The organism is Hymenobacter taeanensis (assembly GCF_013137895.1).
Taxonomy (GTDB): Bacteria; Bacteroidota; Bacteroidia; order Cytophagales; family Hymenobacteraceae; genus Hymenobacter; species Hymenobacter taeanensis.
In genome coordinates, this window is the sequence record NZ_CP053538.1 from 217,579 (window position 1) to 242,500 (window position 24,922).

The 24,922-nt window shown below is 54.8% G+C and carries 21 protein-coding genes and 1 pseudogene; 8 read left to right on the forward strand and 14 right to left on the reverse strand.

Going from position 1 to position 24,922, the window contains the following annotated elements; genetic code table 11:
• Nucleotides 1–119: 119 nt before the first annotated feature.
• From HMJ29_RS00950 to argS, 5 genes are all read right to left on the reverse strand, one after another.
• A complete protein-coding gene (locus HMJ29_RS00950; RefSeq protein ID WP_171589728.1) occupies nt 120–1,079 on the reverse strand; it encodes a 1,4-dihydroxy-2-naphthoate polyprenyltransferase in 960 nt (319 codons plus the stop codon).
• A 207-nt stretch (nt 1,080–1,286) separates the two neighbouring features.
• Nucleotides 1,287–1,955, reverse strand: a complete 669-nt coding sequence (locus tag HMJ29_RS00955; protein WP_171589729.1) for an HAD family hydrolase — start codon at nt 1,953–1,955, stop codon at nt 1,287–1,289.
• 130 nt (nt 1,956–2,085) lie between these two features.
• Nucleotides 2,086–2,661 carry a glutathione peroxidase gene (locus HMJ29_RS00960; protein WP_171589730.1) on the reverse strand — a complete coding sequence of 192 codons (576 nt, stop codon included), beginning with the start codon at nt 2,659–2,661 and terminating at the stop codon, nt 2,086–2,088.
• A 253-nt stretch (nt 2,662–2,914) separates the two neighbouring features.
• Nucleotides 2,915–3,496 carry an LOG family protein gene (locus tag HMJ29_RS00965; protein ID WP_171589731.1) on the reverse strand — a complete coding sequence of 194 codons (582 nt, stop codon included), beginning with the start codon at nt 3,494–3,496 and terminating at the stop codon, nt 2,915–2,917.
• A gap of 99 nt (nt 3,497–3,595) precedes the next feature.
• The gene (argS, locus tag HMJ29_RS00970) at nt 3,596–5,389 is read right to left on the reverse strand and encodes an arginine--tRNA ligase (protein WP_171589732.1); all 1,794 of its coding nucleotides are present in this window, start codon (nt 5,387–5,389) and stop codon (nt 3,596–3,598) included.
• A 429-nt stretch (nt 5,390–5,818) separates the two neighbouring features.
• Between argS and HMJ29_RS00975 the strand changes: the two genes are divergently transcribed.
• Nucleotides 5,819–6,586, forward strand: a complete 768-nt coding sequence (locus tag HMJ29_RS00975) for a TerC family protein (RefSeq protein ID WP_171589733.1) — start codon at nt 5,819–5,821, stop codon at nt 6,584–6,586.
• A gap of 105 nt (nt 6,587–6,691) precedes the next feature.
• Here HMJ29_RS00975 and HMJ29_RS00980 read toward each other — a convergent pair whose 3' ends face one another.
• Complete coding sequence (locus HMJ29_RS00980; RefSeq protein ID WP_171589734.1) at nt 6,692–7,666, reverse strand: arginase; 975 nt, start codon at nt 7,664–7,666, stop codon at nt 6,692–6,694.
• A 283-nt stretch (nt 7,667–7,949) separates the two neighbouring features.
• Between HMJ29_RS00980 and HMJ29_RS00985 the strand changes: the two genes are divergently transcribed.
• Together HMJ29_RS00985 and HMJ29_RS00990 are read left to right on the forward strand one after the other, a co-directional pair.
• Nucleotides 7,950–9,353 carry a type III PLP-dependent enzyme domain-containing protein gene (locus HMJ29_RS00985; RefSeq protein WP_171589735.1) on the forward strand — a complete coding sequence of 468 codons (1,404 nt, stop codon included), beginning with the start codon at nt 7,950–7,952 and terminating at the stop codon, nt 9,351–9,353.
• 172 nt (nt 9,354–9,525) lie between these two features.
• Nucleotides 9,526–9,684 carry a hypothetical protein gene (locus HMJ29_RS00990; protein WP_171589544.1) on the forward strand — a complete coding sequence of 53 codons (159 nt, stop codon included), beginning with the start codon at nt 9,526–9,528 and terminating at the stop codon, nt 9,682–9,684.
• A gap of 396 nt (nt 9,685–10,080) precedes the next feature.
• On the opposite strand, the gene HMJ29_RS00995 is transcribed toward HMJ29_RS00990, so the two are convergent.
• Nucleotides 10,081–10,638, reverse strand: coding sequence for a D-glycero-alpha-D-manno-heptose-1,7-bisphosphate 7-phosphatase (locus HMJ29_RS00995; RefSeq protein ID WP_171589736.1), 558 nt, complete (start codon nt 10,636–10,638; stop codon nt 10,081–10,083).
• 149 nt (nt 10,639–10,787) lie between these two features.
• Here HMJ29_RS00995 and hemG point away from each other — a divergent pair, with 149 nt between their 5' ends.
• The 3 genes from hemG (at nt 10,788) to HMJ29_RS01010 (ending at nt 14,108) form a co-directional block, all read left to right on the forward strand.
• Entirely contained in the window at nt 10,788–12,119 is a 1,332-nt protein-coding gene (gene hemG, locus HMJ29_RS01000; RefSeq protein WP_171589737.1) for a protoporphyrinogen oxidase, read from the forward strand.
• A 270-nt stretch (nt 12,120–12,389) separates the two neighbouring features.
• Nucleotides 12,390–13,190 (forward strand): polyprenol monophosphomannose synthase, encoded by an 801-nt coding sequence (locus HMJ29_RS01005; RefSeq protein WP_171589738.1) that lies wholly within the window; start codon nt 12,390–12,392, stop codon nt 13,188–13,190.
• Nucleotides 13,191–13,250: 60 nt separating this feature from the next.
• The gene (locus tag HMJ29_RS01010) at nt 13,251–14,108 is read left to right on the forward strand and encodes a TerC family protein (protein ID WP_171589739.1); all 858 of its coding nucleotides are present in this window, start codon (nt 13,251–13,253) and stop codon (nt 14,106–14,108) included.
• 166 nt (nt 14,109–14,274) lie between these two features.
• On the opposite strand, the gene HMJ29_RS01015 is transcribed toward HMJ29_RS01010, so the two are convergent.
• On the reverse strand, nt 14,275–16,419 hold the full coding sequence (locus tag HMJ29_RS01015; protein ID WP_171589740.1) for a biosynthetic peptidoglycan transglycosylase: 2,145 nt from the start codon (nt 16,417–16,419) through the stop codon (nt 14,275–14,277).
• Between the two features lie 167 nt (nt 16,420–16,586).
• Here HMJ29_RS01015 and purB point away from each other — a divergent pair, with 167 nt between their 5' ends.
• Both purB and HMJ29_RS01025 read left to right on the forward strand, forming a co-directional pair.
• A complete protein-coding gene (gene purB, locus HMJ29_RS01020) occupies nt 16,587–17,951 on the forward strand; it encodes an adenylosuccinate lyase (RefSeq protein WP_171589741.1) in 1,365 nt (454 codons plus the stop codon).
• A gap of 101 nt (nt 17,952–18,052) precedes the next feature.
• Complete coding sequence (locus tag HMJ29_RS01025) at nt 18,053–19,150, forward strand: glycosyltransferase family 9 protein (protein ID WP_171589742.1); 1,098 nt, start codon at nt 18,053–18,055, stop codon at nt 19,148–19,150.
• A gap of 160 nt (nt 19,151–19,310) precedes the next feature.
• Here the strand turns inward: HMJ29_RS01025 and HMJ29_RS01030 are convergent, their stop codons facing one another.
• From HMJ29_RS01030 to HMJ29_RS20650, 6 genes and pseudogenes are all read right to left on the reverse strand, one after another.
• Nucleotides 19,311–20,438 carry a glycosyltransferase gene (locus HMJ29_RS01030; protein WP_171589743.1) on the reverse strand — a complete coding sequence of 376 codons (1,128 nt, stop codon included), beginning with the start codon at nt 20,436–20,438 and terminating at the stop codon, nt 19,311–19,313.
• 78 nt (nt 20,439–20,516) lie between these two features.
• Nucleotides 20,517–21,503, reverse strand: a complete 987-nt coding sequence (locus HMJ29_RS01035) for a glycosyltransferase family 2 protein (protein WP_171589744.1) — start codon at nt 21,501–21,503, stop codon at nt 20,517–20,519.
• Complete coding sequence (locus tag HMJ29_RS01040; RefSeq protein ID WP_171589745.1) at nt 21,496–22,020, reverse strand: DUF4199 domain-containing protein; 525 nt, start codon at nt 22,018–22,020, stop codon at nt 21,496–21,498. Before HMJ29_RS01040 ends, HMJ29_RS01035 begins: the two co-directional genes overlap by 8 nt.
• A gap of 42 nt (nt 22,021–22,062) precedes the next feature.
• Nucleotides 22,063–22,587 carry a DUF4199 domain-containing protein gene (locus tag HMJ29_RS01045; protein ID WP_171589746.1) on the reverse strand — a complete coding sequence of 175 codons (525 nt, stop codon included), beginning with the start codon at nt 22,585–22,587 and terminating at the stop codon, nt 22,063–22,065.
• Nucleotides 22,588–22,633: 46 nt separating this feature from the next.
• A complete protein-coding gene (locus HMJ29_RS20395; RefSeq protein WP_244678956.1) occupies nt 22,634–23,353 on the reverse strand; it encodes a hypothetical protein in 720 nt (239 codons plus the stop codon).
• Nucleotides 23,354–24,517: 1,164 nt separating this feature from the next.
• Nucleotides 24,518–24,694 (reverse strand): annotated as a pseudogene (locus tag HMJ29_RS20650) (BatA domain-containing protein); the annotation flags it as partial.
• Nucleotides 24,695–24,922: the final 228 nt, after the last annotated feature.

The window sequence follows — 24,922 nt, forward strand, 5'->3', positions numbered from 1 at the left end:
ACATAGATGCATTATAAAAAATCACCCCTCAAACAGGCTGGATTAGCCATTTTGTTTGAGGGGTGATTGAGCGATTAAAATAACAAGATTTCTTTGCCTGCTGAGGTCTTATAGCCTTTTCATAGCACCTGGCCTAGCCCGAATAGCAGCGTAAACACCAGCGTGGTTAGAGCCATTTGCTTCAGTAGCGGGTCCAGCTGCATTGAATCCTGGCGCTGCCACACGGAGAGGGCGTTGCGGAATAGCAGCGGGGCCGCCAGCACAAACAGCCACTGCCAGGGCGAGTGAAACGTGAGGGCCACATACACCACGGCGCAACCGAAACCCAGCAGCAGCAGCAGCCAGTGGTAGCGGCGGGCACGCACGGGCCCTAAGCGCACCGGAATCGTGATTTTGCCCGCCAGCTCATCGGAGCGGATGTCGCGGATGTTGTTCACGTTGAGTACGGCCGTGGCAAAGCAGCCCAGCGCGGCGGCGGGCAGCAATACTGGCAACGGCAGGGCTTCCGTCCAGTTGGGCACTTGGCTGTAGGCCTGTAGGAAGTAAGTACCGCACACGCCCACTATCCCGAAGAAGATAAACACCGACAAGTCGCCGAGGCCGGCGTAGCCGTAGGGCTTGGAGCCAGCGGTGTAGTTTACCGCCGCCCAAATGGCCGACAGGCCTAGCACGAAGAACGCCACAAAAATCCAGGCGCCGGCGGTGCCCAGCGCTACCCAGAGCAACGCTAGGCCACTCACGAGCGACAACAACCCAAATACGCCCATGCCTTTCTTCATCTGCTGGGGCGAGATGGCACCGCTCTGCACGGCACGCTGGGGCCCTTCGCGGTGCACACTGTCGGCGCCGTTCTGGGAGTCGCCGTAGTCGTTGGCGAGGTTACTCAGAATCTGCAGCAGAATGGTAGTAAGGGCCGCTAGCCCTACCACCGCCCCCCGAAACTGCCCGTTGCTGGCGGCCAGAAAGCCACCGGCCATAATGCTGGCCAGGGCCAGCGGCAGCGTGCGGGGTCGGAAAGCTGAAAGCCAGGCTTTGGCAGGACTAATAGGGGCAGCGGGGGTGGCAGCGGAAGAAGCCATTGGAGTAATAAATAACAGGTATGCTAAATCAGACGGATGGCAAGCTTGAACTGCAGAAAGAGCGTCATGCTGAGCTTGCCGAAGCATCTTGCCAGAGGCTACTCTTGGGTCTAGAACAGCGTCGCCAAATAGGATCTTACTTCTAGGCCAGTCTGGCGCCATGTGATGAGCAACTTTGCCGAGCGCAGCAACCTTACGGTATATTGACTACCGGAAAGCGGGGCCGAAGGCCATGATTCGTTCGGCGGAGAGTTCTGAAAAGTGGCGTATCACCAGATCGGCGTGGCTCAGGTCCTGCATGGGCGAATGTTCACTGTCGTAGCCAATGCAATAGAGGCCGGCTGCTTTGGCTGCCGTAACGCCGTTGGCCGAGTCTTCGATGACTACGCATTCCGTTTTAGGTGCTTTCGAGCGGGACGCGGCAAACTCGAAAATGGCCGGATCGGGCTTGGAACGCGGGAAATCCTCGCCGCTGATGAGGTCCGTAAAATAGGGACCAATGCCAAACCGCCGCATCACCCGGTCAATGGTAGCCTTAGAGGCCGACGACGCCAGGATGAGTTGTACCTCATGCTGATGCAGGTCTTCAAGTAAGGCTCGCACGCCATCAAGCAAATCCAGATCGGGCTTTTCGTCGAAGGCGCGGTTGAAAAACTCCCGCTTGCTCATCACCAGGTCCTCCACCGAAGGTGCTAGGCCATACTTGTCTTTCAGATACTGGTACACGTTTTTGGTGGAGCGGCCCGTGAATGTGGTGTACTCCTCATCTGGCACCTGAATCCTGAGTTCATCGAAGTGCCGGAAATAGGCGTAACGGTGCACGGGCTCGGTGTCAACGATGACGCCATCCATATCAAAAATAACGGTGCGAATCATGCGGATAGTGGTCTGTTGGGGCGAAGGTAGAGAAACCTGGTGCTTCGCCTACTACGAAAAAAACAGCCCGTGCTTTCCGCGCCATAGGCATTACGGAAAGCACAGGCTGTTGCCAGCATTTATGCGTCTTCTATTTCAGAATGGCCTGCACCAGCTCGTCGCTCATGGGCTTAACCTTGGAGGGGTAGAAAGCTACCACATGGCCTTGCTCATCCACTAAGTACTTGCAGAAATTCCAGGTCGGCGCGTCACTGACTGCTCCGTTCTTCGACTTGTCAGACAGGAACTTGTAGAGCGGGACTGTGTCGTCGCCTTTCACCGATACTTTGCTGAACAGCGGGAAAGTCACGCCGTAGTTCTTCTCGCAGAAAGTGGCAATCTGCGCTTCCGTGCCGGGCTCTTGCTCGCCAAAGTTATTGGCCGGGAAGCCCAGCACCGTTACCCTATCCCCATGCTTTTTGTACAGCTCCTCCAGCTCCTTATACTGCGGGGTATAGCCGCATTCCGAGGCCGTATTCACGATGAGCAGCTTTTTGCCCTTGTATTGGCTCAGCTTCACATCTTTGCCATCAATAGATTTCACGGTAAAGTCGTAGACGGTACCGGTGGCGGGAGCAGTGGTTTCAGTCATGGCAGGGGCAGAGTTTTGGTGGTAGAACGATAAGCCGCTGGCCAGCAGCGCACCTATGAGCACAAAGGCTTTCATGAGACGAGGTTGAAGGGAGTTGTCAGTGACAAACCAGAGAGCCTACGCAATGTTCGAGGTCGGATTCTAGCCTACCTTATTGGGCATAGCCGAACCGCAGACTGCGTAAATAAACAGTTCAAAGGCTCCATCTGGCACGTCATCCTGAGCTTGCGAAGGATCGACTCACGGCTAAACAACTGGCCTAGCGCCTCGTGCTGAAGCAATAAGATCCTTTGCAAGCTCAGGATGACGTGCCAGGTAGTTCAGTGGCCTACGTGGTGCGAGGCGTCAGCCACTTTTCAAGCGCTATAGGCTGGTAGGCCAGCATTTCCTCAATCAGGCCGGTGGGGTCTGGGTTGCTCAGGAGCTGCTGGCGGTTTTCGCGGCGTAACAGGCCTTCATCAACCATATGATCGAGGGCACGGAGCAGGTGGTCGTAGAAGCCAGCCACGCCGAGTACGCCAATAGGCTTTTTGTGCAGGCCTAGCTGGCCCCAGGTCAGTACCTCAAACAGCTCTTCTAGCGTACCGAAACCGCCGGGCATGGCCACAAAGCCTTCGGCCAGGTCGGCCATGAGCAGCTTGCGCTCATGCATGCTTTTTACAATGTGCAGCTCCGTCACGCCCCGATGTTCTACTTCCTTAGCCACCAGAAAGTCAGGAATTACCCCGATGACCTTACCACCGTGGGCTAGCACGCTGTCGGCTACGGCACCCATGAGGCCCACACGGCCCCCGCCGTACACCAGCGTCATGCCCCGTTCGGCTAGCACCCGCCCCATTTCCTGGGCTTGTTGGGCATACACTTCATTGTTTCCGGCACTGGAACCGCAATACACTGCTACGCTTTTCATAGGGTAAGTGAGTTGAAGACAAAAGAAAAACAGCAGCAACGCCACACGCTGGCGTTGCTGCTGAATACTAAACCTACCAGAGCAACCAGCTCTAGCAAATTACATGCGCTCAGGCACCTGAATGCCGAGCAGGCCCATGCTGGCCTTAATAGTCTGCGCTGTTTGGGCCGATAGCGCCACCCGGAATGCCTTCTTGGCTGCATCAGGCTCAATAATGATGGGCACCTCGGTGTAGAAGCGGTTGTAAGCCCGGGCAATGTCGTAGGCGTACTGCGCTACCACGGCCGGCGACTGCGTAGTGGCAGCCTCGGCTACCACAGCGGCGTAACGGCCCAGCTCCTGAATCATCTCCCGCTCAGTGGCATGAATCTCACCTAAGCCAGTCAGGCTGGCACCAGCGGCAACGCCCTGCTCGGCGGCCTTGCGCAGGATGCTGGAGATACGGGCGTGCGAGTACTGGATGAAGGGACCCGTGTGGCCTTCCAGGCTCACCGACTCTTCGGGGTTGAAGAGCATGCGCTTCTTGGGGTCAACTTTCAGCAGGTAGTATTTCAGCGCGCCTAGGCCTAGCATGTGGTAGAGCTGTTCGGCTTCCTGCTCCGAGAGGCCTTCCGTTTTGCCTTTCTTTAGGGTGGCAGCTTTGGCAGCTTCCACCACTTCGCGCACCAGCTCGTCGGCGTCTACTACGGTGCCTTCCCGCGACTTCATCTTGCCCGAAGGCAGGTCTACCATGCCGTAGCTGAGGTGATAAATGGCGTCGGCATAGGGTTTGCCCAGCTTTTTAAGCACCGCCTTCAGCACCTGCATGTGGTAGTTCTGCTCGTCGGCAATTACGTACACCGAGAGGTCGTAGTGGAAGTCTTGAAACTTTAGCTCAGCCGTGCCCAGGTCTTGGGTGATGTACACCGAGGTGCCATCGGCGCGGAGCAGCAGCTTCTCATCGAGGCCTTCCTCCTTCAGGTCAACCCACACCGAGCCGTCTTCTTTCTTGAAGAACACGCCCTTCTGCAGGCCTTCCTCTACCCGCTCCTTGCCCAGCAAATACGTACCCGACTCATAGTAGTACTTGTCGAAATCGACGCCGATGTTCTTATAGGTTTCATCGAAGCCCTCGTACACCCAGCCGTTCATCTGCTTCCAGAGGCCTACTACGTCTTCGTCGCCGGCTTCCCAGGCGCGCAGCATGTCTTGGGCTTCCAGCATCATGGGGGCCTGGCGCTTGGCTACGTCGGGCAGTACGCCTTCGGCTTCCAGCTGTTTTACCTGCTCGCGGTAGTGCTTCTCAAACAGCACGTAGTACTTGCCGGCTAGGTGGTCGCCCTTGATGCCGGCGCTCTGCGGAGTTTCGCCGTGGCCGTACTGCTGGTAGGCCAGCATCGACTTACAGATGTGGATGCCCCGGTCATTGACGAGGTTGGCCTTGGTAACGGTGGCGCCGGTAGCTTTCAAAATCTCGGCCACCGAGTAGCCAAGGAAGTTGTTGCGCAGGTGGCCTAGGTGCAGGGGCTTGTTGGTGTTGGGTGAAGAATACTCCACCACCACATTCTGGGGGCCACCCGTTTCTACGGGCGTGCCAGCGGGCTGCTGACGCAGCTGCTCGAATACTTCCAGCCAGGCCGCGTCGGCAATTTCCAGGTTCAGGAAGCCCTTCACCACGTTGTAGCCCGACACCAGCGGCTCGTTGGCCACCAGCCAGTCGCCAATGCCCTGCCCGATTTGCTCGGGCCCTTTACCGATGGCTTTCGTGAAGGAGAATGTTACGAGCGTAAACTGGCCCGCAAATTCTTTGCGCGTGGGCTGGAGCGCCAGCTGGGGCGAAGCCACTTCCACGTCGAATACATGTTTGATGGCGGCACCGAGGGCCGCTTTGAGGGTTTGTTGGAGTTGTTGCACGGATACGAAAGCGATACGCTTAGTAAGAAGCCGAATAGCCGGCTTCAGGAAGAGGAAAATTTGGATACCAAACCAAGGAGGAAGCGTAAACCACGGACAGGCCTAGCGGTTACTTAACCCAGAGCTTCGGGTTTAGTGGCGACTGGCCTAGCCTAGCTTACGCTAGAGTCGTCGTTGATTTCGGGTCCAAAGAGTCGGCTTCATAGGGAGTTGCTGCGGATACCGCACCGGGCTTCCGCTGCCACAAAGGTAGAAACCCCGGCCGGATGCCTTTCGAAAAAGTTAGCTAGTGCCGGTAAGCCTTTGTCTGGACCTATCCGTACTAGCACGAATGCATCTGCCTACTCGCTTACTTACGAGGTAATCTTTGCTGCTCTCCTCCTTCACCGCTCGCCGTTTTCACGGCAATAAGTACCTTGCGCCTCACGCATGAACATTCATCTTCAGGAAATTCTCGACAACCCGCTGGCTGCCTTAGCCATTGTGGGCAACCTAGTTATAATTGAAAGCCTGCTCTCCGTGGATAACGCGGCCGTGCTGGCTACTATGGTTTCTGACCTGCCCAAGGAGCAGCGCCACAAGGCCCTGCGCTACGGCATCATTGGCGCCTACGTGTTTCGGGGGCTGTGTATTCTGTTTGCCTCCTTCCTAATTCAGTTCTGGTTTTTAAAGCCTCTGGGCGGGTTCTATCTGCTCTATCTGGCCTACGACCATTTCGCTAACAAGCAGAAAAGCTCTGATGAAGACGCTCTTGATAAACAGCAAAGCTGGCTTTATCGCAGCACCTTAGGCCTGTTGGGCCCCTTCTGGGCCACGGTGGCCCTCATTGAGCTCATGGACCTCGCTTTCTCCATCGACAACGTGTTTGCCGTGGTGGCCTTCACCGATAACCTGATTTTGATTTGCGCCGGCGTATTCATCGGTATTCTGGCCATGCGGTTAGTAGCGCAAGGGTTTGTGCTGCTCATGGCCAAGTACCCGTTCCTGGAAACTGCCGCTTTTATAGTAATTGGCCTGCTGGGCATCAAGCTGCTGCTCTCCTTATTTGAGCACTACCTGCCCAATCATCCCTTCACCGAATTTCTGAGCAGTGAGGCCGCTGACGTAGGCCTGACGGTGCTAACGGTAGCCGTTTTTGCCGTGCCTCTGCTTACTTCCTGGCTGTTTGGATTTCCTTATCACCAGCGGAGCCGCTAGGCCAGGACTTAGCTGTCATTCCGACCGCAGGGAGGAATCTGGGTTATCCTTCTAACGGCTTGACCCAGATTCCTCCCTGCGGTCGGAATGACAACGTAAAGTGCGTTAGCGGCTTACCACTTCCTCCATCCGCAGCCGGTTTTGGATGGCGTCGGTGGCGGCTTCCAGAATGTCGAAGGCGTTGGTGGCCATAGTGTTTTCCTGGTCGAGCGTGGGGTTAATTTCCACCATCTCGAAGCACACTACGCGGTCATTATCCAAGAGGGCGCGGCATAGGCTGATGGCTTCCTCCACGTTCAGCCCATCAACTACGGGCGTGCCGGTGCCTTTGCTGAAGCGCGAGTCCAGGGAATCTACATCGAAGGAGATGTACACCATGTCGCAGAAGCGTAGCCGCTCATAGATTTCGCGGGCCACTTGGCGGGTGCCTTTCGCCTTTACTTCATCAAGCTTGTAGTTCTTGATGCCCAGGCGCTCAATAATTTCGTCCTCCTCGTGCTCCGTGTCGCGCACCACCACATACACCAGATGCTCACCGGTAACTTTGGGGCCGGGCTCGCCCAGGTTTTTCAGCTTGCGCCAGAAGAACTCAGTTTCGGGCTCCACGTAATTGCGCTGGCACTGCAGGTTATCATCGCCCAGCGATATGGCAATGGGCATGCCGTGCATGTTGCCTGAGGGCGTGGTATACGGCGAGTGGATATCGGCGTGGGCATCTACCCACACCACGCCCAGCGTTTTTTGTGGGTACGTGGCCTTAATGCCCGCAATAGTTGCGGAGGCGTTGCTATGGTCGCCGGCCAGTACCAGGGGAAACTCCCCGAAGCGTAATGTTTGCTCTACGGCGCTGGCAATGCCTTTCTGCACCGTGTAAATAGAATCAATGTGCTTGGCCTTCGGAAAATGGTTTTTCTCGAAGAGCACGTGGTTCAAATCAGGCACATGCACTGAGTTGAACCGTCGGAAGTAATCAGACCCTTTGTTGAGGCAAGCCACTTTGAGGGCATCTACGCCCAAACTGGCACCACGGGTTCCGGCCCCCAGTTCGGAGCGGACTTCCACTAGCTTAATGCGTCGCATATTACATTGGCAGAAAAGAGGTTAGGGTGGTTTTAATGCTTGCCGATTGAGTGGCCTAGGGCCATTCAGGCTTGACGCGCCCGGACCTTCCGGCGCAACCAACGAACAAAGCACAACCAAAACCCCCGCGAGGGGGTATCTTTGCGGGTCCTAAGTTCGCAAAAAGGCCGCACACAGTCCAGTTATCTCACCCTCTTTCCGTGGCACATGTTGAACAGCGTAGGCCAGTAAACTGATTTACTGCGTACTATCTTCATCCGTGCCTCTGACAACTCCCCCCTGAATGGATACTTATCACGACCTGATTTCCCAAACCTTTGATTTTCCTACCCAGGAGTTTCAGGTGGAGCAGAACGAGCTCCGCTTCCACGACATCGACCTGATGGCGCTGGTGGAGAAACACGGTACTCCCCTCCGCCTCACCTATCTGCCCAAGATCAGCAGCCAGATTCAGCGGGCCAAGGAGTGGTTCCGGGTGGGCATCGAGAAAATCGGCTACCAGGGCAAATACTCCTATGCCTACTGCACCAAGGCGTCTCACTTCAGCTTTGTAGTGGAAGAAGCCCTAAAGAACAATGTGCACATCGAAACCTCCTCGTGGTTTGATATGAGTATCATCCGGGCCATGCATGCCAAAGGCAAGGTGAGCAAGGACACGTTCATTATTTGTAACGGCTTTAAGCCGGAAGAATACAAATACGAAATTACGCGCCTCATTAACGATGGCTTCGTGAATTGCATGCCCATTCTGGACTCGCCCAACGAGGTAGAGTACTACCACGACAACGTGCGGGAGAAGTGCAACGTGGGGATGCGCCTGGCCTCTGATGAGGAGCCGCGCTTCCAGTTCTACACCTCGCGCCTGGGCATCCGCTACGCCGACGCCATTCCGCTCTATGAGCAGAAGATCAAGGACGACCCGCGCTTCGAGCTCACGATGCTGCACTACTTCATCAACACGGGTATCAAGGACACGTCCTACTACTGGTCGGAGTTGAGCCGTTTTGTGCACCAATACTGCGCCCTACGCAAGGTGTGCCCCACGCTAAAGACCATCGACATCGGGGGTGGCCTACCCATCCAGACGTCTATTCAGAAGGAGTACGACTACCAGTACATGGTGGAGGAGGTGCTGCGCACCATTCAGCGCATCTGCCAGGAAGAAGGCGTACCGGAGCCAGATATCTTCACCGAGTTTGGCATTTTCACGGTGGGTGAGTCGGGGGCTACCATCTACTCTATTCTGGATGAGAAGCTGCAGAACGATAAGGAGCTGTGGTACATGATTGATGGCTCCTTCATCACGAACCTGCCCGATACCTGGGCCCTGAACCAGCGCTTTATTATGCTGGCGCTGAATGGCTGGAACAAACAGTACAAAAAAATTCAGCTGGGTGGCCTCACCTGCGACTCGCAGGATTACTACAACGCCGAGAAGCACATCTATCAGGTGTTCTTGCCGGAGCGCAAGCCCGCCAAGGATGATAAACCCCTGTATGTGGGCTTCTTCCACACCGGCGCCTATCAGGAAAGCCTCTCTGGCTACGGCGGGATCAAGCACTGCCTGATTCCGGCCCCGAAAATGGTAATCCTCGACCGTGATGAGAATGGCAACCTCACCGACCGGGTGTTTGCCGAAGAGCAAACCAGCGACTCTATGATGCGTATTCTGGGGTATAGCGCCTAAGAATTTTGCTACTTGCAAGGCCTCGTATGCTGCCGTTATAGCGTTGCATACGGGGCTTTTGCATGCGCTAGGCCACCTTCACATAAAACAGTAAAAAACCAACTTGGACGCGCCCCGTCGTTCTTCTACCTTTACTCCTCTGAAACTGGTCGTCTCTACTATTTACAATCACATGAAGAAAGTTCTACTCCTGGCTTGCCTGGCCACTCTTAGCCTCGGGGCTTGCAACAGAAAGTCGCAGTGCCCTGCTTACTCCAGCACGAAAGATGCCTCGCGCCTCTCCTTCCCTATTACGGCCAGCACCGAGTCTGCTACTACGCCGCGCCAATAGTTTTGCACATTTCACAGTGCACTTAGCCTCTCCTGCTGCTGCAGGAGAGGCTTTTTTGATTCCTTGAAGAAACTCAGCTTTCATACAATTAATTGCACCGAATGAGCGTTTCCATTCCGAACCCATTCTTTTCAAGAGGATTGGACCTGTAGGGACCTATTATCAATTGCATTTAAACATGAAAAAACTGCTTCTACTCGCAGTCGTAGGTGGTGTAACGCTTGGTTCATGCCGCACGAAGTGCCCCGCTTACTCAAGCACTAAGCCTGCCACGCAAACGGCTACCACCGCAATGGCCAGCAACGCTGCGGGCTCAGAACGTCAGTAGTTCACGTCAGCAATCAGCTATAACGCCCGCCTTTATCTCGTTGGAGATGAGGGCGGGCGTTGCTGTATTTAATCTTCAACCCTATTCGAACCCGCACTGAGAATGAGTGCAGTAGCGGCGGGCAGGTCTGCCACTCGTGGCTGGTATTCTTCCGTTTCGGAGTGGCCTACGAGTATCCCGCGCACACCTGCCCGGGCGCCGGCTTCCATATCCCGGCACCGGTCACCTACCATCCAGCATTGCGCAGGGGCTAGGTTAAAGCGCGCTATAGCCTTTTCCAGCATCAGTGAGCCCGGTTTTCTCGATAGTGATTCTGATACGCTGGGGTGCGAGGGCGCGAAGTACAAGGCATCAAGCAGGCCACCGCAGGCGCGCTGCAGCTTTTCGTGGCAAGCCTGCACTGCTGCCGCCGTATACAGGCCTTTGGCAATACCTGCTTGGTTAGTTACCACAATAAGATAATAGCCTGCCTGCTTTAAACGCGCCAGGCTTTCGGGCACGCCGGGCAGCACCATAAACTTGTCTGGCTCCCACACATACGTCCCAATTTCTTCGTTCAGTACGCCGTCGCGGTCCAGGAATACGGCTTTATTGCGGAGGGCGGTGGGCACAGTTGTAGTAGTCATTGGCCCAAAGCTACAACGCCAGCCGCTTTACCAACCGACAAACGCAGCAGGGCATTCAGGTATTCTCCTCTTAACTGGCCTGCGCCTCCCTGCCACTAGCGCTGCCTGCCTTACCTTTGTGGTCAGCAGTTTTCGCAATTCCTGTACCCATGACCATAGCCATCATCGGCGGGGGCATTTCGGGCCTCACCTTGGCCTGGCACCTGCAAAAAGCCGGCGCCTACTACGACTTATTTGAAGCAGCTCCCAGGCCAGGTGGTACCGTGCGCACGGAGCACCAAGGCCACTACTTGCTTGAAACCGGCCCTAACTCTCTGCAGCTTAGCCCTGAGCTGGAGGAGCTCCTGCAGGCGCTAGGCCTCTCCGACCAAATTCAGGAGGCAGCAGCCGTAAGCCAAAACCGGTATGTGCTGCGCAATGGACAATACCGGCAGCTGCCTACTTCGCCTCCCAAGCTACTCACCAATGGCTTTTTCAGCTTAAAAGCTAAATGGAACTTTGTGCAGGAATTACGGCGCCCGGTCCCCCCATCTGACCCCACAGAAACGCTGGCGAGCTTTTTTCGGCGCCGCTTTGGCTCAGAGGTAGTAGAATACGCGCTTAATCCATTTATCTCGGGTATTTATGCCGGCGACCCAGAGAAACTGTTGCTCCATAAAACTTTCCCGCAGCTAGCGGCGCTAGAGCAGCAACACGGGTCAGTAATCCGGGGGCTCATGCAAAAAAAGAGCGGGGCAGGCCGCGGGCGTATTTTCACCCTCAGGAATGGCCTCCAAACTCTCACCGATAAGCTAGCCAGTCGGCTGGGCCGCGCCCACTTCGGCCAAGCCGTTACCGCGCTACACCGTCACTCCGATGATGGCCGCTGGGAGCTGGAAACCACTGCGGGGCCCGCTCCCCGCCTCTACGACCACGTAGTACTGGCCCTCCCCGCCTACGCGGCAGCAGAGCTGCTGCGCCCCGAGCTGCCAGATGCCGCGGAGGCCCTAGGCCAGGTGTACTACCCGCCTATGACGGCCATCTACTCTGCCTATCACCGCGCCGCCGTGCAGCACCCGCTAAATGGCTTTGGAGCCCTCCATCCCAAAGCAGAGCAGCCCTACGCCGCCGGCAGCGTCTGGACGAGCTCTATCTTCCCTAACCGTGCACCCGCTGGCCAGGTGCTGTTTACCACCTTTGTGGGCGGTAGCCAGTACGAGACACAGGCCCGCGAGCCGGAGGCAACCCAAAAAGCGGCCGTCCATGAAGAGCTGAGTCGGTTTTATGGTATCACGGAAGCGCCTGTATGGCAATACCGCTACTTCTGGGAGCGGGCAATTCCGCAGTTCGATGCGCGCATAGTGCCGGCGCACGCAGCCATGGATGCTCTGGCCCCTTTAGGGCTGCACGCCACGGCCAACTGGCGGGCCGGTGTAGGGGTTCCCGACTGCGTACGCCACGCCAAAGCTCTGGCGTTGAAGCTTTTTCCACCGCTGAGCTAAAGATAGTTGCCGCAGCCTCATTAATAAGAGGCATTTTTACTGGCCTAGATGAACAGAAAGCCAATGCAATGCGGTTATATCAGCGGGAAATAATATTTTCCCACATGCAATTGGTCGCCACTATCAGGCGTCTATCTGACAACTGTGGTGGCTCCCGTTTTTCGTAATAGCTTTTAGGTCAGCACACACCTGAAGCTACGTCTTTCGCCTTCTGATCTTCCCCTCCCACCCGCCTACTGCCAAGTCGGCCAAGCCACTTACCTTTGACTAATGAATGACGGGCTTGTCCTCATCCCTACTTACAACGAGCGCGAAAATGCGGAGCTGATTATCCGTAAGGTTTTCTCGTTGCCCAAAGCGTTTGATATCCTCATTATCGACGATGGCTCGCCGGATGGAACTGCCAGCATCGTGCGTAGTCTGATGCCTGAGTTTGAGGGGCGCCTGTTTCTGGAGGAGCGCAAAGGTAAACTGGGCTTAGGCACCGCGTATATTCATGGCTTTCACTGGGCCCTGGCACATGGCTACGAGTATGTGTTTGAGATGGACGCCGACTTCTCCCATAACCCCGATGATTTGGTGCGGCTCTATGATGCCTGCGCCTACCAGGGCTATGATCTGGCCATTGGCTCGCGTTACATTCAGGGCGTAAACGTGGTTAACTGGCCCATGAACCGGGTCCTGATGTCGTGGTTTGCCTCGGCCTATGTGCGCTTTATTACAGGCATGCCCATCATGGATGCTACGGCGGGCTTTAAGTGCTACACAGCCCGTGTGCTGCGCACTATTCCGCTTAGCCGCATTCATTTTGTGGGCTATGCCTTCCAGATCGAGATGAAATGGCTGGCCTACAAGTTTGGTTTCCGCATCAAGGAGGTACCAATCATCTTCACCGACCGCACCCGGGGCACCTCCAAAATGAGCAAGGGCATTGTGCAGGAAGCTTTTTTAGGCGTCATCCGCATGAAGATCAGCAGCTGGTTTCGGCCTTTCAACCGCAATGAGGCTCCGCTGGCTCCCGCTTCTGCTCCGGAGGTAGTGTCCGCAACCCCTGCTCCTGAAACCCGGTAAGCAGTAGTAAGGAACGGCGGCGCTTAAAAGTAGCGCCCAGCACGTACCTTACGCCTGCACATGGATAACTCACCGCTGTTCTGGCTTGCGTTCAACGCCTTTGTTTTGGCGTTGCTTCTGCTTGATTTACTGGTCTTCAACCGGAAGGCACACGTAGTACGTATGCGCGAGGCCCTGGGGTGGAGCGCGTTCTGGATAGCGTTGTCGCTCTCCTTTAACTACCTTATTTACCGCTGGCTAGGCAAGCAGGCGGCCATGGAGTTTCTCACGGGATACCTCATTGAGAAGTCCCTGAGCGTTGACAACCTGTTCGTGTTCCTGCTGATTTTCACCTACTTCAAGGTTCCGCAGCAGTACCAGCACAAGATTCTTTTCTGGGGCATAATTGGGGCACTCATTCTACGTGCAGCCTTTATCCTGATTGGCGCGGCACTACTGGCCAAATTCCAGTTTCTGCTGTATGTTCTGGGCGCCTTTCTGGTGTATACGGGCGTAAAGATGGCCACCAGCGCCGGCGAGCCCGAAATAGACCCCGATAATAACCCGGTGGTTAAGTTCCTGAGCCGGCACCTGCCCATCACAAGCCGGCTGCACGAAGGCCGCTTCTTTGTGCGCAAAGATGGGCTCCGCTTTGCTACTCCCCTATTTGTGGTGCTGGTGATGGTGGAAACCACCGACGTGGTATTTGCCGCCGACTCTATACCAGCTATTCTAGCCGTTTCGCGCGATACGTTTATTGTGTACACCAGCAACGTATTTGCCCTATTAGGCCTCCGTGCTTTGTACTTCGCTCTGGAAGGCTTAATGCGCCTCTTCCACTACCTGCACTATGGTCTTTCGCTGATTCTGATTTTTATTGGAGGTAAGCTGCTGTTTCAGGAGATTTATCACATTCCCATGAGTATATCTCTGGGATAGTAGGGCTTATTCTCACTATGTCTGTTATCCTGTCTTTGCTTATGCCCAAAAAGGAAACCAAGCCTGCTTCTACTACCGCGGCACGACAGCAGGAGTAACAACGTCCCGCTTGAAAGCCAAAGCGCCCGTTGCAGGTTGCAACGGGCGCTTTGGCTTTCAAGCTAAGTTAAGGAGCTGGCCGGGTAGGTGGTGCGGCGGGTGCTTCCTGATTAATACCGGCATCAGAGGCCGGTTGCCCTCCCAGCAAATCAATCAGGTTGAGCGGCTCATACTGCGACGAGTCGGCGGCAACCGTGGCCCGGGCGGTATCTGGGCGTGCTACAAAGCCCATGGCCCGTAGGCCTCTTCCCCGGAAGTTCACGTACGTGTCAAGCCCCTCGTACTCGCCCTGAGAAATATAGCCTTTACGCGCCATAATTTGGGCAATTAAGCGGTGGAAGTAGCGGGCACTACTACGCATGTCTCCGTACTGGTTGAAGTTGTTACGGAAATACTTAGGCCTCGGAATAATGCTGGCCAAATACAGGCTTTCCGACAGATTCAGGTTGGCGGGCTGCTTATCAAAGTAAAACTGCGCCGCCTCGTGTACTCCGTAAATCTTTGGGCCCCACTCAATAATATTCAGGTACACCTCCAGCATCCGCTCTTTAGAAGCAAGGCGGGTGTTCTCAATGATCCAGACAATGAGGGCCTCCTCCACCTTCCGCACAATGGTCTTTTTGCGGGTCAGGAACACGTTTTTCACCAGCTGCATAGAGATGGTGCTGCCCCCACGAGCAAAGCGCCGCTCCTTAATATTCTGGATAGCTGACTTCACAAAGGCCTTCTCCATGAAGCCTCGGTGGGTCATGAACCGGGGGTCTTCGGCCGTCATAATAGCGGCCTTCAGATAATCCGAGACTTGGTTATAGGGCGTAAACTCGGGGTTAGAAGGGCCAACCAGGAAAGTCTTTACGGAATCGCCTTTATCGTTATAAGCGGTGTAGGGGAACTGCTCATTAAGCTTATTCAGATTTTCCCGCCCAAAACGCGTTATGCGAAACCTGGTCGCCTGCAGGCCTGAGTTAAACTTCAGGCTATCCAGGTGATTCATGTCCAGATCGGCCATGAGCTGGTACTTAAGCGTACCTTCTGCCTGCGTGCCTTCCAGGGTTTCAAACATGCCCTCGGGCAGAGAAGCAAAAAAATCATTAGCCGCCGTTTCCGCCGATTCTACGTTCAGCTTCACTTGTAGGCCTGCCATCAGCTGGTTGCGGTTGGTGAGGCCATTGACATTCTTGCCAATTACGCGCTGCGGCACTGGCAACCGGCGCACAGAAAGCACCGGGAAGAACTCCATCTTGTTCAGCAGTACCCGTGTGCCCTTGTCTAGCGCGAATGAGGCCTGGCCTAGCCGCGTCACAAAATCAATTCCACCGCGTGGGAACCGCACGTCGCTATCCGATAGCTTAGGGTGATTCACTATAAAATTGGTAGCGGAGGCTGTACCTTTTACCGTCAGCTCATCATCCTTCAGACTTTTTTCCGTCAGGCTCACCCGAATGGTGTCAAACTGCACCCGGGCCCCGTATCTCCGCTGTACATACGGCAGCACCACCGGGCGTTTGTTAAGGGCAAAGATGCGGGCATCAATCTGGTAGTCGCTGGCATCAATGCGGCCCTGCACACCCACATGGTTCACTATGGAGTCAACTACTGCCGTGAGCTGGCCCGTAATGTCGCCGTCCTGAATGGCGAGTTGGGGCATAGTAAGCGTGGCGTGGTGGCGGGGGCTGCGGTAGGTCACCAGGAAGTTGCGGAAATCAGCCTCAACGGGTACGTTGTCAAATGCGGCTTCCAGCACCTGATTCGCTAGCAAGCCGTAGTTGGTGCCTTTAGTTGTATCACGCGGCACTACGGGCTGCCCTTTCCGCTTTTTATAGAGGAAGGAGTAATTGTCGGTGGTGGCGGTTTTGTGTGCTGTCAGGCGAGCATTATCAATTTCCAGATTGCTAAATACGGGCCTACCCGCAAACAAGCTTCGCACGCTCAGCGAGGCCCTTACCGTCTGGGCCTGCAGCAGCGTATCGTTGGGCAAAGCGGCGGGCACCAGGTTCACCCCATCCAGCTGCACGGTGTTCAGGTCGGTGAAACGGGCCGGACCCAGCGTTAGCAGCACCGGAAATTTGCGCTCTACCTTAGCTTTAACCTGCTGCAAGGCATAGTTGAGCAGTTGCTGGCGCTTAAGCAGAAATACACCGAGGCCAATGGCGAGCAGCACCACAAGTATGCCGAGGCCAATGCCGATTTTACGTTTAGTTGCTGGAGTCACGCGAACAGTCAGGGAGGAAAGGAAGTTGCGGCCGGCTCGTACCAGATTCGTGCCGAACCCGCCACCACTTGGAATACAAAGGTAACGAAAAAGCCCCGCGCCGGTTCTGGGCCTACGCCTGACCTTTCGCTACCTTTGGCCTGCTCTGGTCCAACTTCCTTCTTCGCATGTCTTCAGCTGCCGAATACGCCGTTCTTTCTCCGCTCACCGCAGTATCGCCCCTGGATGGCCGCTACCGCCGCCAAACTACACCCTTGGCTCCGTATTTCTCGGAGCTGGCGCTTATTCGCTACCGCGTTTTGGTGGAGGTAGAGTACTTCATTTCGCTCTGCGAACTACCCTTGCCTCAACTAACCGCCGTCGAGACGGAGGTATTTCCGGCCCTGCGCAGCCTCTATACTGAGTTTTCAATGGCTGATGCCGAGGCTGTAAAAGCCCATGAGCGAGTTACCAACCACGATGTGAAAGCCGTAGAATACTTTCTGCGCGACAAATTCACGGCGCTGGGCCTAGGCCAGTACCTGGAGTTTATCCATTTCGGCCTCACCTCCCAGGACATCAACAACACCGCTATTCCGCTAAGCCTGCAGCACGCGCTTATTCATACGCTGCTGCCCGCTTATGCTGGTGTGCGTAACCAGTTGGCTACCCGCGCCAACGACTGGGCCGCCGTGCCCATGCTGGCCCGCACCCATGGCCAGCCGGCCTCTCCTACCCGTTTGGGCAAGGAGGTAGAGGTATTTGTAGCCCGCCTCGATGCCCAGGTGGAGCTGCTGGCCCAGGTACCCTTCGGCGCTAAGTTTGGTGGGGCTACCGGCAACTTCAATGCCCACCACGTGGCCTACCCCGGCACCAACTGGCACCAGTTTGCGCAGCAGTTCGTGGAAGGCCGCCTGGGGCTCAAGCGCAGCCACCCCACCACCCAAATTGAGCACTACGACCACCTGGCCGCCCTATGCGACGGCCTGAAACGGCTCAACACCATCCTGATTGACCTGGCCCGCGACGTGTGGCAGTACATTGCCATGGGCTACTTCCGCCAGACCATCAAGGCCGGCGAAGTGGGCTCGTCGGCCATGCCGCATAAAGTCAACCCCATCGACTTTGAGAATGCGGAGGGAAACCTGGGCATGGCCAACGCCGTGCTGGAGCACCTGGCTGCCAAGCTGCCCATCTCGCGCCTCCAGCGCGACCTTACCGATTCCACGGTGCTCCGCAATCTGGGCGTGCCGCTAGGCCACACGCTCATTGCCCTCACTTCGTTGCAGCGCGGCCTAGATAAGTTGGCCCTCGACGAAGAAGCGCTCCACCGCGATCTGGAAGCCAACTGGCCGGTAGTAGCGGAAGCCATCCAGACCATTTTGCGCCGCGAAAATTACCCCGACCCCTACAACGCGCTCAAGACACTTACCCGCACTCATGGCCCTGTAACCCAGGCCACTATCAGCGAGTTTATTGACACGCTGGAGGTAAGCGAAGACGTAAAAGGTGAGCTGCGGGCTATTACGCCTACCAGCTACGTAGGCATGTAGCCTACCTTTGTCATCGGCAGCTTGCGTGTGTTCAACATACGCGCTGCCGATGACAGCTTGCGCTATAGTCCTAGCTCCTTTTTCAGCTCAGCATTTCTCTCATGCCCGAACTTAACGGCATCACAGTTCATCCCGATTGCCGCCATTTCCGTGGCGATATTCCCTGCCGCCCCAACAAGGAGCACGGCTACCAGTGCGCCAACTGCCCGGTCTATGCTCCTATTGAGCAGCGCATCCTGATCATCAAGCTTGGAGCCATCGGCGACGTTATTCGGACCACGCCGCTGCTGCGCCGGCTCCGGCAGGAGTTTCCGGCGGCCAAAATCACCTGGCTCACCCTCACGCCGGCCATCCTACCGGCTGGGGAAATTGATGAAGTATTAAAGCTTGACTTGCCCGCCGTGCTGCACCTGCAGCAGCGCGAGTTTGATCTTCTTTTCAACCTTGATAAGGACAAGGAAGCCTGCGCTCTCCATGATTCCATCAGGGCCCACCAGAAGTTTGGGTACCGCCTGCACCCAGAATACGGCGTGGCCTGGCCCAGCAATGCTCTGGCTGACCATAAGTTCCTGACCGGAGTATTTAATGAGCTCAGTCTGCAAAACCAGAAACCCTACGTGCAGGAAATTTTTGAGCTGTGCGGCTTTGAGTTTACGGGCGAAGAATACGTCTTCGACACGCACCAGGACAAAGGCTACGACTGGTCGGGGTTGCCCACTACTGGCCTACGCATTGGCCTGAACACCGGCTGCGGCGACCGATGGACCACCCGCCTGTGGTCGGATGAGAAGTGGGTTACTCTGATCGGTGAGCTGCAGCAGGCGGGGTACACGCCGGTGCTGCTGGGTGGTTTAGCCGAGGATGAGCGCAACCAGCGGCTGCATGCTGCCACCGGCGCGGCTTACCTGGGCACGTTCCCCCTGGAGCAGTTCATCAACCTGATGTACCAGATGGATGCCATCGTGACGCAGGTTACGATGGCCATGCACATCAGCATTGCTCTGCGCAAGCCCACTATCCTGATGAACAACATCTTCAATCCTTACGAATTTGACCTCTATGGCCGTGGTCAGCTCGTGCAGCCCGACCGGCAGTGCGTCTGCTTCTACCGCGGTACCTGCAAGCTCGGCATCAGCTGCATGGAAGAACTGCCCGCAGAGAAAGTCTTTGCCGCCGTGCAGGCCAGCGTACCGCTGTAAGCCACGAATGTATTTCACGAAAAAGCCCCCGCTGTGCGCACAGCTGGGGCTTTTTATTTTTCGCGCTTCTATAATCTAACGCTAGTGCGCAAACTCGCCGGGAGTAGCCCCACGTAGCAGCGTACTTTCTAAGTTCTGAAATCTCAACTCTTGGCTCTCCCTACTGCCCCGCTACTTCCTTCAGCGCTTTCACCATCTCTTCCCAGGAGAACTCCTTCTTCTTGGCCCATACGCCGGCTGTAAACTCGGCTTCACGTTGGTGCTCATAGAAATCGACCAGGGCATCGGCTATGGCTTTAGGCTTTGGTGGAACCACGTAGCCCACTTCCCCATCCGGAATTAGCTCTGCTAGGCCACCCACATCGGTTACCAGCATAGGCCGCTCGAAGTGGTAAGCAATCTGCGACACGCCGCTCTGCGTGGCATTTTTGTAAGGCTGCACAATAATATCGGCCGCACAGAAGTAGTCGGCTACTTTCTCATTCGGAATGAAGTCAGTGGCGCGCACCAACCGCCCCTCCAGGTTGTATTTGGCAATTAGGGCTTCATAGGGAGCGGCATCTTCATAATACTCCCCTGCCACAATCAGCTTCACGGGCAGCTGGGCCAGGCGCTCATCGGCAAAAGCTTCTAGCAGAATATCCAACCCTTTATAGGCTCTGATGAAACCAAAAAACAGCAAGTAGCCAAAGCCGGGGTCTAAGCCGAGCGCTTTCAACGCTTCGGCTTTCGGCTTTAAAGGGCCAAAATTGTCGTAGAGCGGGTGCGGCTTGTATTGGGCTGGCTGCCTGAAGCGCAAGCGGCGTAAGTCGGCTAGCACCGCCCGGCTCATCGTCACGAATCCATGACACGCCGATAGAAAATACTTGGTCAGCGGCCGGTCGCCGGGCCGCTTCTCGTGCGGTATTACGTTGTCTGTGATGGCCACCACGCGGGTATGGCGGTTCTGGCGCACCAGGCGCGCTACGGTTCCTAAAGCAGGCCCCATGAAGGGGAGCCAGAACCGGAAAATCACCAGATCAGGCCGCTGTTTGCGCAGCTTACTACCTACCGCGTACCAGCTTAAAGGATTCACGGAGTTCAGGCTCACCTCAATAGCTAGATCCGTTGGCCCAGGCTCGGTGCTGAATTGCGTTTGCCCCGGAAACAGAAAGTTAGGGTACTGCAGAGAAAACGTAACCAGCCGCACCTCGTCACCGGCCTCGCGGAAAGCTCTTGCCAGCCGTTCATTATAAGTTGCTAGGCCACCTCGCAGAGGGTAAGCGGGTCCGATAATGACGACTTTCATATCAACAGCTTTCTGCTTCTCATCTGGGCCTGCGTTTTCCACAGGCCTAGCGCGTTAGCGCCGGACGGATGTGTGCGTTCAACTTAAATTCAGCTTCTCCTTTACCAGGTAATCGTTGCGGTTGGAGCCGTTCAGCTGCACCATCTCGGCCAGGAAACCCGCCAAGAAGAGCTGCACCCCAATAACCACCGCTACCAGCGCCAGGAAAAACAATGGCTGCGCCGTAACGTCGCGGGCATGCAAATTGCGGTTCGCCAGCCACACCTTTTCCCCCACCAGCCACAGCGTAATCAGCATACCCAGCAAAAAAGACATAGTGCCCAAGGCCCCGAAGAAGTGCATGGGTCGCCGCCGAAACCGGCTCACGAACGTAATGCTCATCAAATCGAGGAACCCGTACACGAAGCGCTCCAGCCCAAACTTGGTGGTGCCGTACTTACGCTCCTGGTGCTGCACCACCTTCTCCCCAATCTTGCGGAAACCGGCCCATTTGGCAATAACTGGAATGTAGCGGTGCATTTCACCATACACTTCCACGCTTTTCACCACGCGGCTATCGTAAGCCTTTAAGCCGCAGTTAAAATCGTGGAGATTAATGCCCGATATCCAGCGCGTGACGCCATTAAACAGCTTGGTAGGAATAGTTTTGGTAAGTGGGTCGAAGCGTTTCTTTTTCCACCCACTCACTAAGTCCAGGCCATCCTGCGTAATCATGCGGTAGAGTTCCGGCAGTTCCTCCGGCGAATCCTGCAAATCGGCATCCATGGTGCAAACCACACGGCCTGTAGTTTCCTTAAACCCTACATTCAGCGCCGCCGATTTCCCGTAGTTTCGGTTAAACCGAATGCCGCGCAAATGCGTGTTCTCTTGCGCAAGTTCCTGAATTACCTCCCACGAGTCATCCGTGGAGCCATCATCAATCAATAGTACTTCGTAAGTCAACCCATGTTGCGCTAGCACACGGTGAATCCAGCGCGTTAGCTCAGGCAATGACTCAGCCTCATTGAGTAGCGGAATTACAATCGACAGCTCAACGGGAAAATGGTGCGACAGACGCTTACTCAAACTCGGGACGGGTGTGTTTAGTGATGGCAGAGATGATCAGCGAAAAAATAAAGCCGAATAGCAATGTCCCTAAAATGGCTCCAATAAGCATAAATGGACCATTCGTGAATTTTGCTGCCATACCTAGGGCTTGATCTATTTGCTCGTCATTCAGTTTCCCTTGTGCCTCCATTTCAGCACGGGCACGCTCCATTGAACGCGTCAAAAACTCAGTATCTACAAAGTTGATGTAAACGTAGCTTACAATACCATTAAGCAAACCAGTTATTGCCGAAAGCAGTGAACCAATGCCTAAGCCCTGGCTATAGCTCATAAACCCATTATTATGCTGCTTGAAGTAAGTATGTGCCATCCAAATCCCCGCAAGTAAAACCAAAAAGGAAAGCCATTTTGCTGGGCTTTGCTCTAGGCCACTCATGTTAATGGCTAACGTTACAATTACAGTAACCAGGCCGGTTATCAAGCCATAGCGAATACCAGCAGAAGAAGGGCTCACGGGGGTAGTAGTGTTTTCCATGGAATAATGTTTTGGAGGATGGATATATACCGGAAAGGTATATTATTTCCGCAAAAACACGCCGCCAGGAATACTTAACACAAATCCTAAAAGCAGCTTCTTGGCAAATTCATCCTGTGCAAGTCCCTGAGGGTTGTTCGCTAGGTTGCGCAAAGTTGCCTCAAACTGCTGTCGGCCATTGGCCTCCTTCAGGTACATCTCTTTCGTTGCATTCAAAATTCTTTTGGCCTCTGCCAAGTGCTGCGCAATAAGTTCTGGCCCTGCCATCTTCGCAAATAAGTACACCCCCGCCGCTGCAACACTTGCGCTAATCAAGCTAGTGGCCACCCCTACCCCCACCGAGCGACCCAAGCCAGGTCCGTCGGAGAAGTAGCGTCGTAGTAAAACTTGGCTGACAATTGCCGCAATAGGCGGAAAGAAATCTGATAAGGTTCGCTTGGGTCCGTAAGGGTTATTGCCCGTAAAGTAGAGAAACAACACCCAGCCAAGACAAAGGGCACCCGTTACTACGCCGCACAAAACGGCTGTTCGTAGTACGGGACTAGGGGAAGATGCAGCAGGTTCCAAACGCTAAAAACTAGTGATGCGGCAAGATACAAGGACTTTGCCCAACCTACGCCGCCTGTGACACTTGAGTAGACGGCGTTACCCGCCGCCGCTCGCCAAACCGTAGCAACGCCCCCTCAGCTAACAAGCAAATCAGCGCGCCTACCAGACAGTAACGCCACAAGGGTATTCCGACACGGGTAGCCTTGTACTGAGCTGCTACTGTCTGGCCCCCACCTGTTTCATACACGTGTACATTTGGGTGAGTAGTGCCGATGAGTTGCTTCAGCTCATCGGCAGTATAGCTAGCCAGGTTTGATTCCTGCTTGTCAATATTGAATGCCAATGTGCTTACTGGCCTATCACCTTTTACCAGGGTGTAAAAGCCAGGGTTTTGCAGTCCGGGAGGTACGTCCAAAATCAACCTACCTCCCTGTACCCGCTGAGTAGGGATGTAAGTGGCACTATCCCGCCGTAGCTGAAATACCTGCTCCTGCTTGTCTCGGCCAAAAACACTTTCTGCTAAGCTTACTGCAAGGGTTCGCTCATTTAAGCGGTAGGCCAGTTGCTGCTCTTGCTGGTAGCTCTGCATGGCTAGCCGGTACATAACGGGCACAAACAACGCATTCTGCGTAAAGTCGGAATAACCTTGGCTAAAGGGAGCAGAGAACAAGTACACATTCCCTTTGCCACTTGGAAAAGACGCTAGGAATCCTTCACCATCGCGTAGGCGCAGTATCTCATTGCCCGAGCGTGCCCACCGCAGCACCGGTGCAGCCTTAGGCATTCCCGCAGCCCGCGACTGGCCTACAAAGACATCTTTAAAAAAAGGGTTCTGGCGGCTAGGTTCAGCAACATCTCGTAGCGCCGGAGCTTTCCCCGCAGGCTGCTCTTCCCACTGTATGGCACCTATTCCAAGCTCCCTGAAAAAGCTCGTGTATGCCGTATGTGCTGCTAGTAGGGCCGATGGCACAATAACCACACTTGCGCCTTGCTGAACTGCCCGGCGTATGCTTTCGCATAGGCCAGTAGGGAGGGTACCTGCTTCGCGTAACAGTATCAGATTTGCGTCAGCTAAGGCTCGATAATCTGTTAACTGAGTTCCAACATGCTGGTAGTAGAACAGTGGCTCGTTTGCATACAGCGCGTTCAACGTCGCGTTAGCTCCTACCTCTACAACTCGGATCCGAGTTGATGGCTTCAGCATAAAGTAGAAGACATTATCGAAGACTACTGGAGAATCCTCCAGCTCCACCCGGCACTGCTGTGCAGCTTCGCCATCTAAGCGAATTCTTACGGCAGTAGTCACTGGCTCCTGTACAGGCACCGTAAGTTGTAACGCTGCCGCTTGCTTCGCACCCACAAATAGCTTCACTGGACAATTGGGTACCGCTTTCTGCCCGCCATTCCGTATCCGAATGCGCAATACTGCGTCTACGTTGGCTCGGATGAAGGCATCGTCCAACCACACACTGTCCACAAATACATTCGAAGCCTCGGCTCCAGCTAATGGTACCAAGTATGTTTGCCGGCTGGTATCAAGCGAAGCTATGGTCTGAGCGGAGAAACTGTTCTTCTGGAAATCTGAAAAAATGAATTGTGGTCCTGCAGAAGTAGTACTTAGCGAGTTGGCATCAAGCTTTAGCCCCCCAGCCTGGCCGGAAATCTGCAGTTGCTGAACCTCTGTTTGGTAAGCACTAGCCGTGGTTGGCCTAGCTTTCTCTGACAAGCTGTATTGAGTGGCAGCGGGGAAAGCCAGCGGCAAATCATCAGCCTCTTTGATGGCATTTTCGAACACAGGCTGTCCGTTTTGCCCTAGTTGGGCCATACTTGGGCTTTGATCGATTAGTACGCCTACTGTACCAGTTTTATTAAAGCTTTTGTCTGGGGCAGGAATAAAAGGCTGGGTAAATAAGAGAACCAAACAAGCTATCAATCCAATACGACTAGCTAAAACAAGCAAGTGCTTAAGCTTGCGCTGGCGAGCTGAAACCAACTTGACTTCCCGAATGAATTCCACATTAGTAAAGAGCACCCGCTGTGGCCGGCGCAATTCAAAGAGATGAATAGCTATAGGAATAGCAATTGCAAATAGGCCTAGCAGAAACCAAGGATATGTTAAAGCCATGTATAAAGAAGAAGTACACCGTGAAGATAGACACAAACTTCGCCTCTTAAACGCAGGCAAGATTTAGCTAGTCTTTAATACCGACATTAATAATGGAGTTAGAGTTGCTAGAATTCAAGATAGCATGCATAAACTTCGTAAACACAAAAGAGGCCTATCGCATGATGCATAAGGCCTCTTCGGGTTTATAAGACTAAGCGATATATAACTACTACTTATCTAAGTACC

Coding starts and splice junctions, on each gene's coding strand:
- HMJ29_RS00950 (WP_171589728.1), bottom strand. CDS start 1,079: ATGGCTTCTTCCGCTGCCACCCCCGCTGCCCCTATTAGTCCTGCCAAA.
- HMJ29_RS00955 (WP_171589729.1), bottom strand. CDS start 1,955: ATGATTCGCACCGTTATTTTTGATATGGATGGCGTCATCGTTGACACC.
- HMJ29_RS00960 (WP_171589730.1), bottom strand. CDS start 2,661: ATGAAAGCCTTTGTGCTCATAGGTGCGCTGCTGGCCAGCGGCTTATCG.
- HMJ29_RS00965 (WP_171589731.1), bottom strand. CDS start 3,496: ATGAAAAGCGTAGCAGTGTATTGCGGTTCCAGTGCCGGAAACAATGAA.
- HMJ29_RS00975 (WP_171589733.1), top strand. CDS start 5,819: ATGAACATTCATCTTCAGGAAATTCTCGACAACCCGCTGGCTGCCTTA.
- HMJ29_RS00980 (WP_171589734.1), bottom strand. CDS start 7,666: ATGCGACGCATTAAGCTAGTGGAAGTCCGCTCCGAACTGGGGGCCGGA.
- HMJ29_RS00985 (WP_171589735.1), top strand. CDS start 7,950: ATGGATACTTATCACGACCTGATTTCCCAAACCTTTGATTTTCCTACC.
- HMJ29_RS00990 (WP_171589544.1), top strand. CDS start 9,526: ATGAAGAAAGTTCTACTCCTGGCTTGCCTGGCCACTCTTAGCCTCGGG.
- HMJ29_RS00995 (WP_171589736.1), bottom strand. CDS start 10,638: ATGACTACTACAACTGTGCCCACCGCCCTCCGCAATAAAGCCGTATTC.
- hemG (WP_171589737.1), top strand. CDS start 10,788: ATGACCATAGCCATCATCGGCGGGGGCATTTCGGGCCTCACCTTGGCC.
- HMJ29_RS01005 (WP_171589738.1), top strand. CDS start 12,390: ATGAATGACGGGCTTGTCCTCATCCCTACTTACAACGAGCGCGAAAAT.
- HMJ29_RS01010 (WP_171589739.1), top strand. CDS start 13,251: ATGGATAACTCACCGCTGTTCTGGCTTGCGTTCAACGCCTTTGTTTTG.
- purB (WP_171589741.1), top strand. CDS start 16,587: ATGTCTTCAGCTGCCGAATACGCCGTTCTTTCTCCGCTCACCGCAGTA.
- HMJ29_RS01025 (WP_171589742.1), top strand. CDS start 18,053: ATGCCCGAACTTAACGGCATCACAGTTCATCCCGATTGCCGCCATTTC.
- HMJ29_RS01030 (WP_171589743.1), bottom strand. CDS start 20,438: ATGAAAGTCGTCATTATCGGACCCGCTTACCCTCTGCGAGGTGGCCTA.
- HMJ29_RS01040 (WP_171589745.1), bottom strand. CDS start 22,020: ATGGAAAACACTACTACCCCCGTGAGCCCTTCTTCTGCTGGTATTCGC.
- HMJ29_RS20395 (WP_244678956.1), bottom strand. CDS start 23,353: ATGCCTAAGGCTGCACCGGTGCTGCGGTGGGCACGCTCGGGCAATGAG.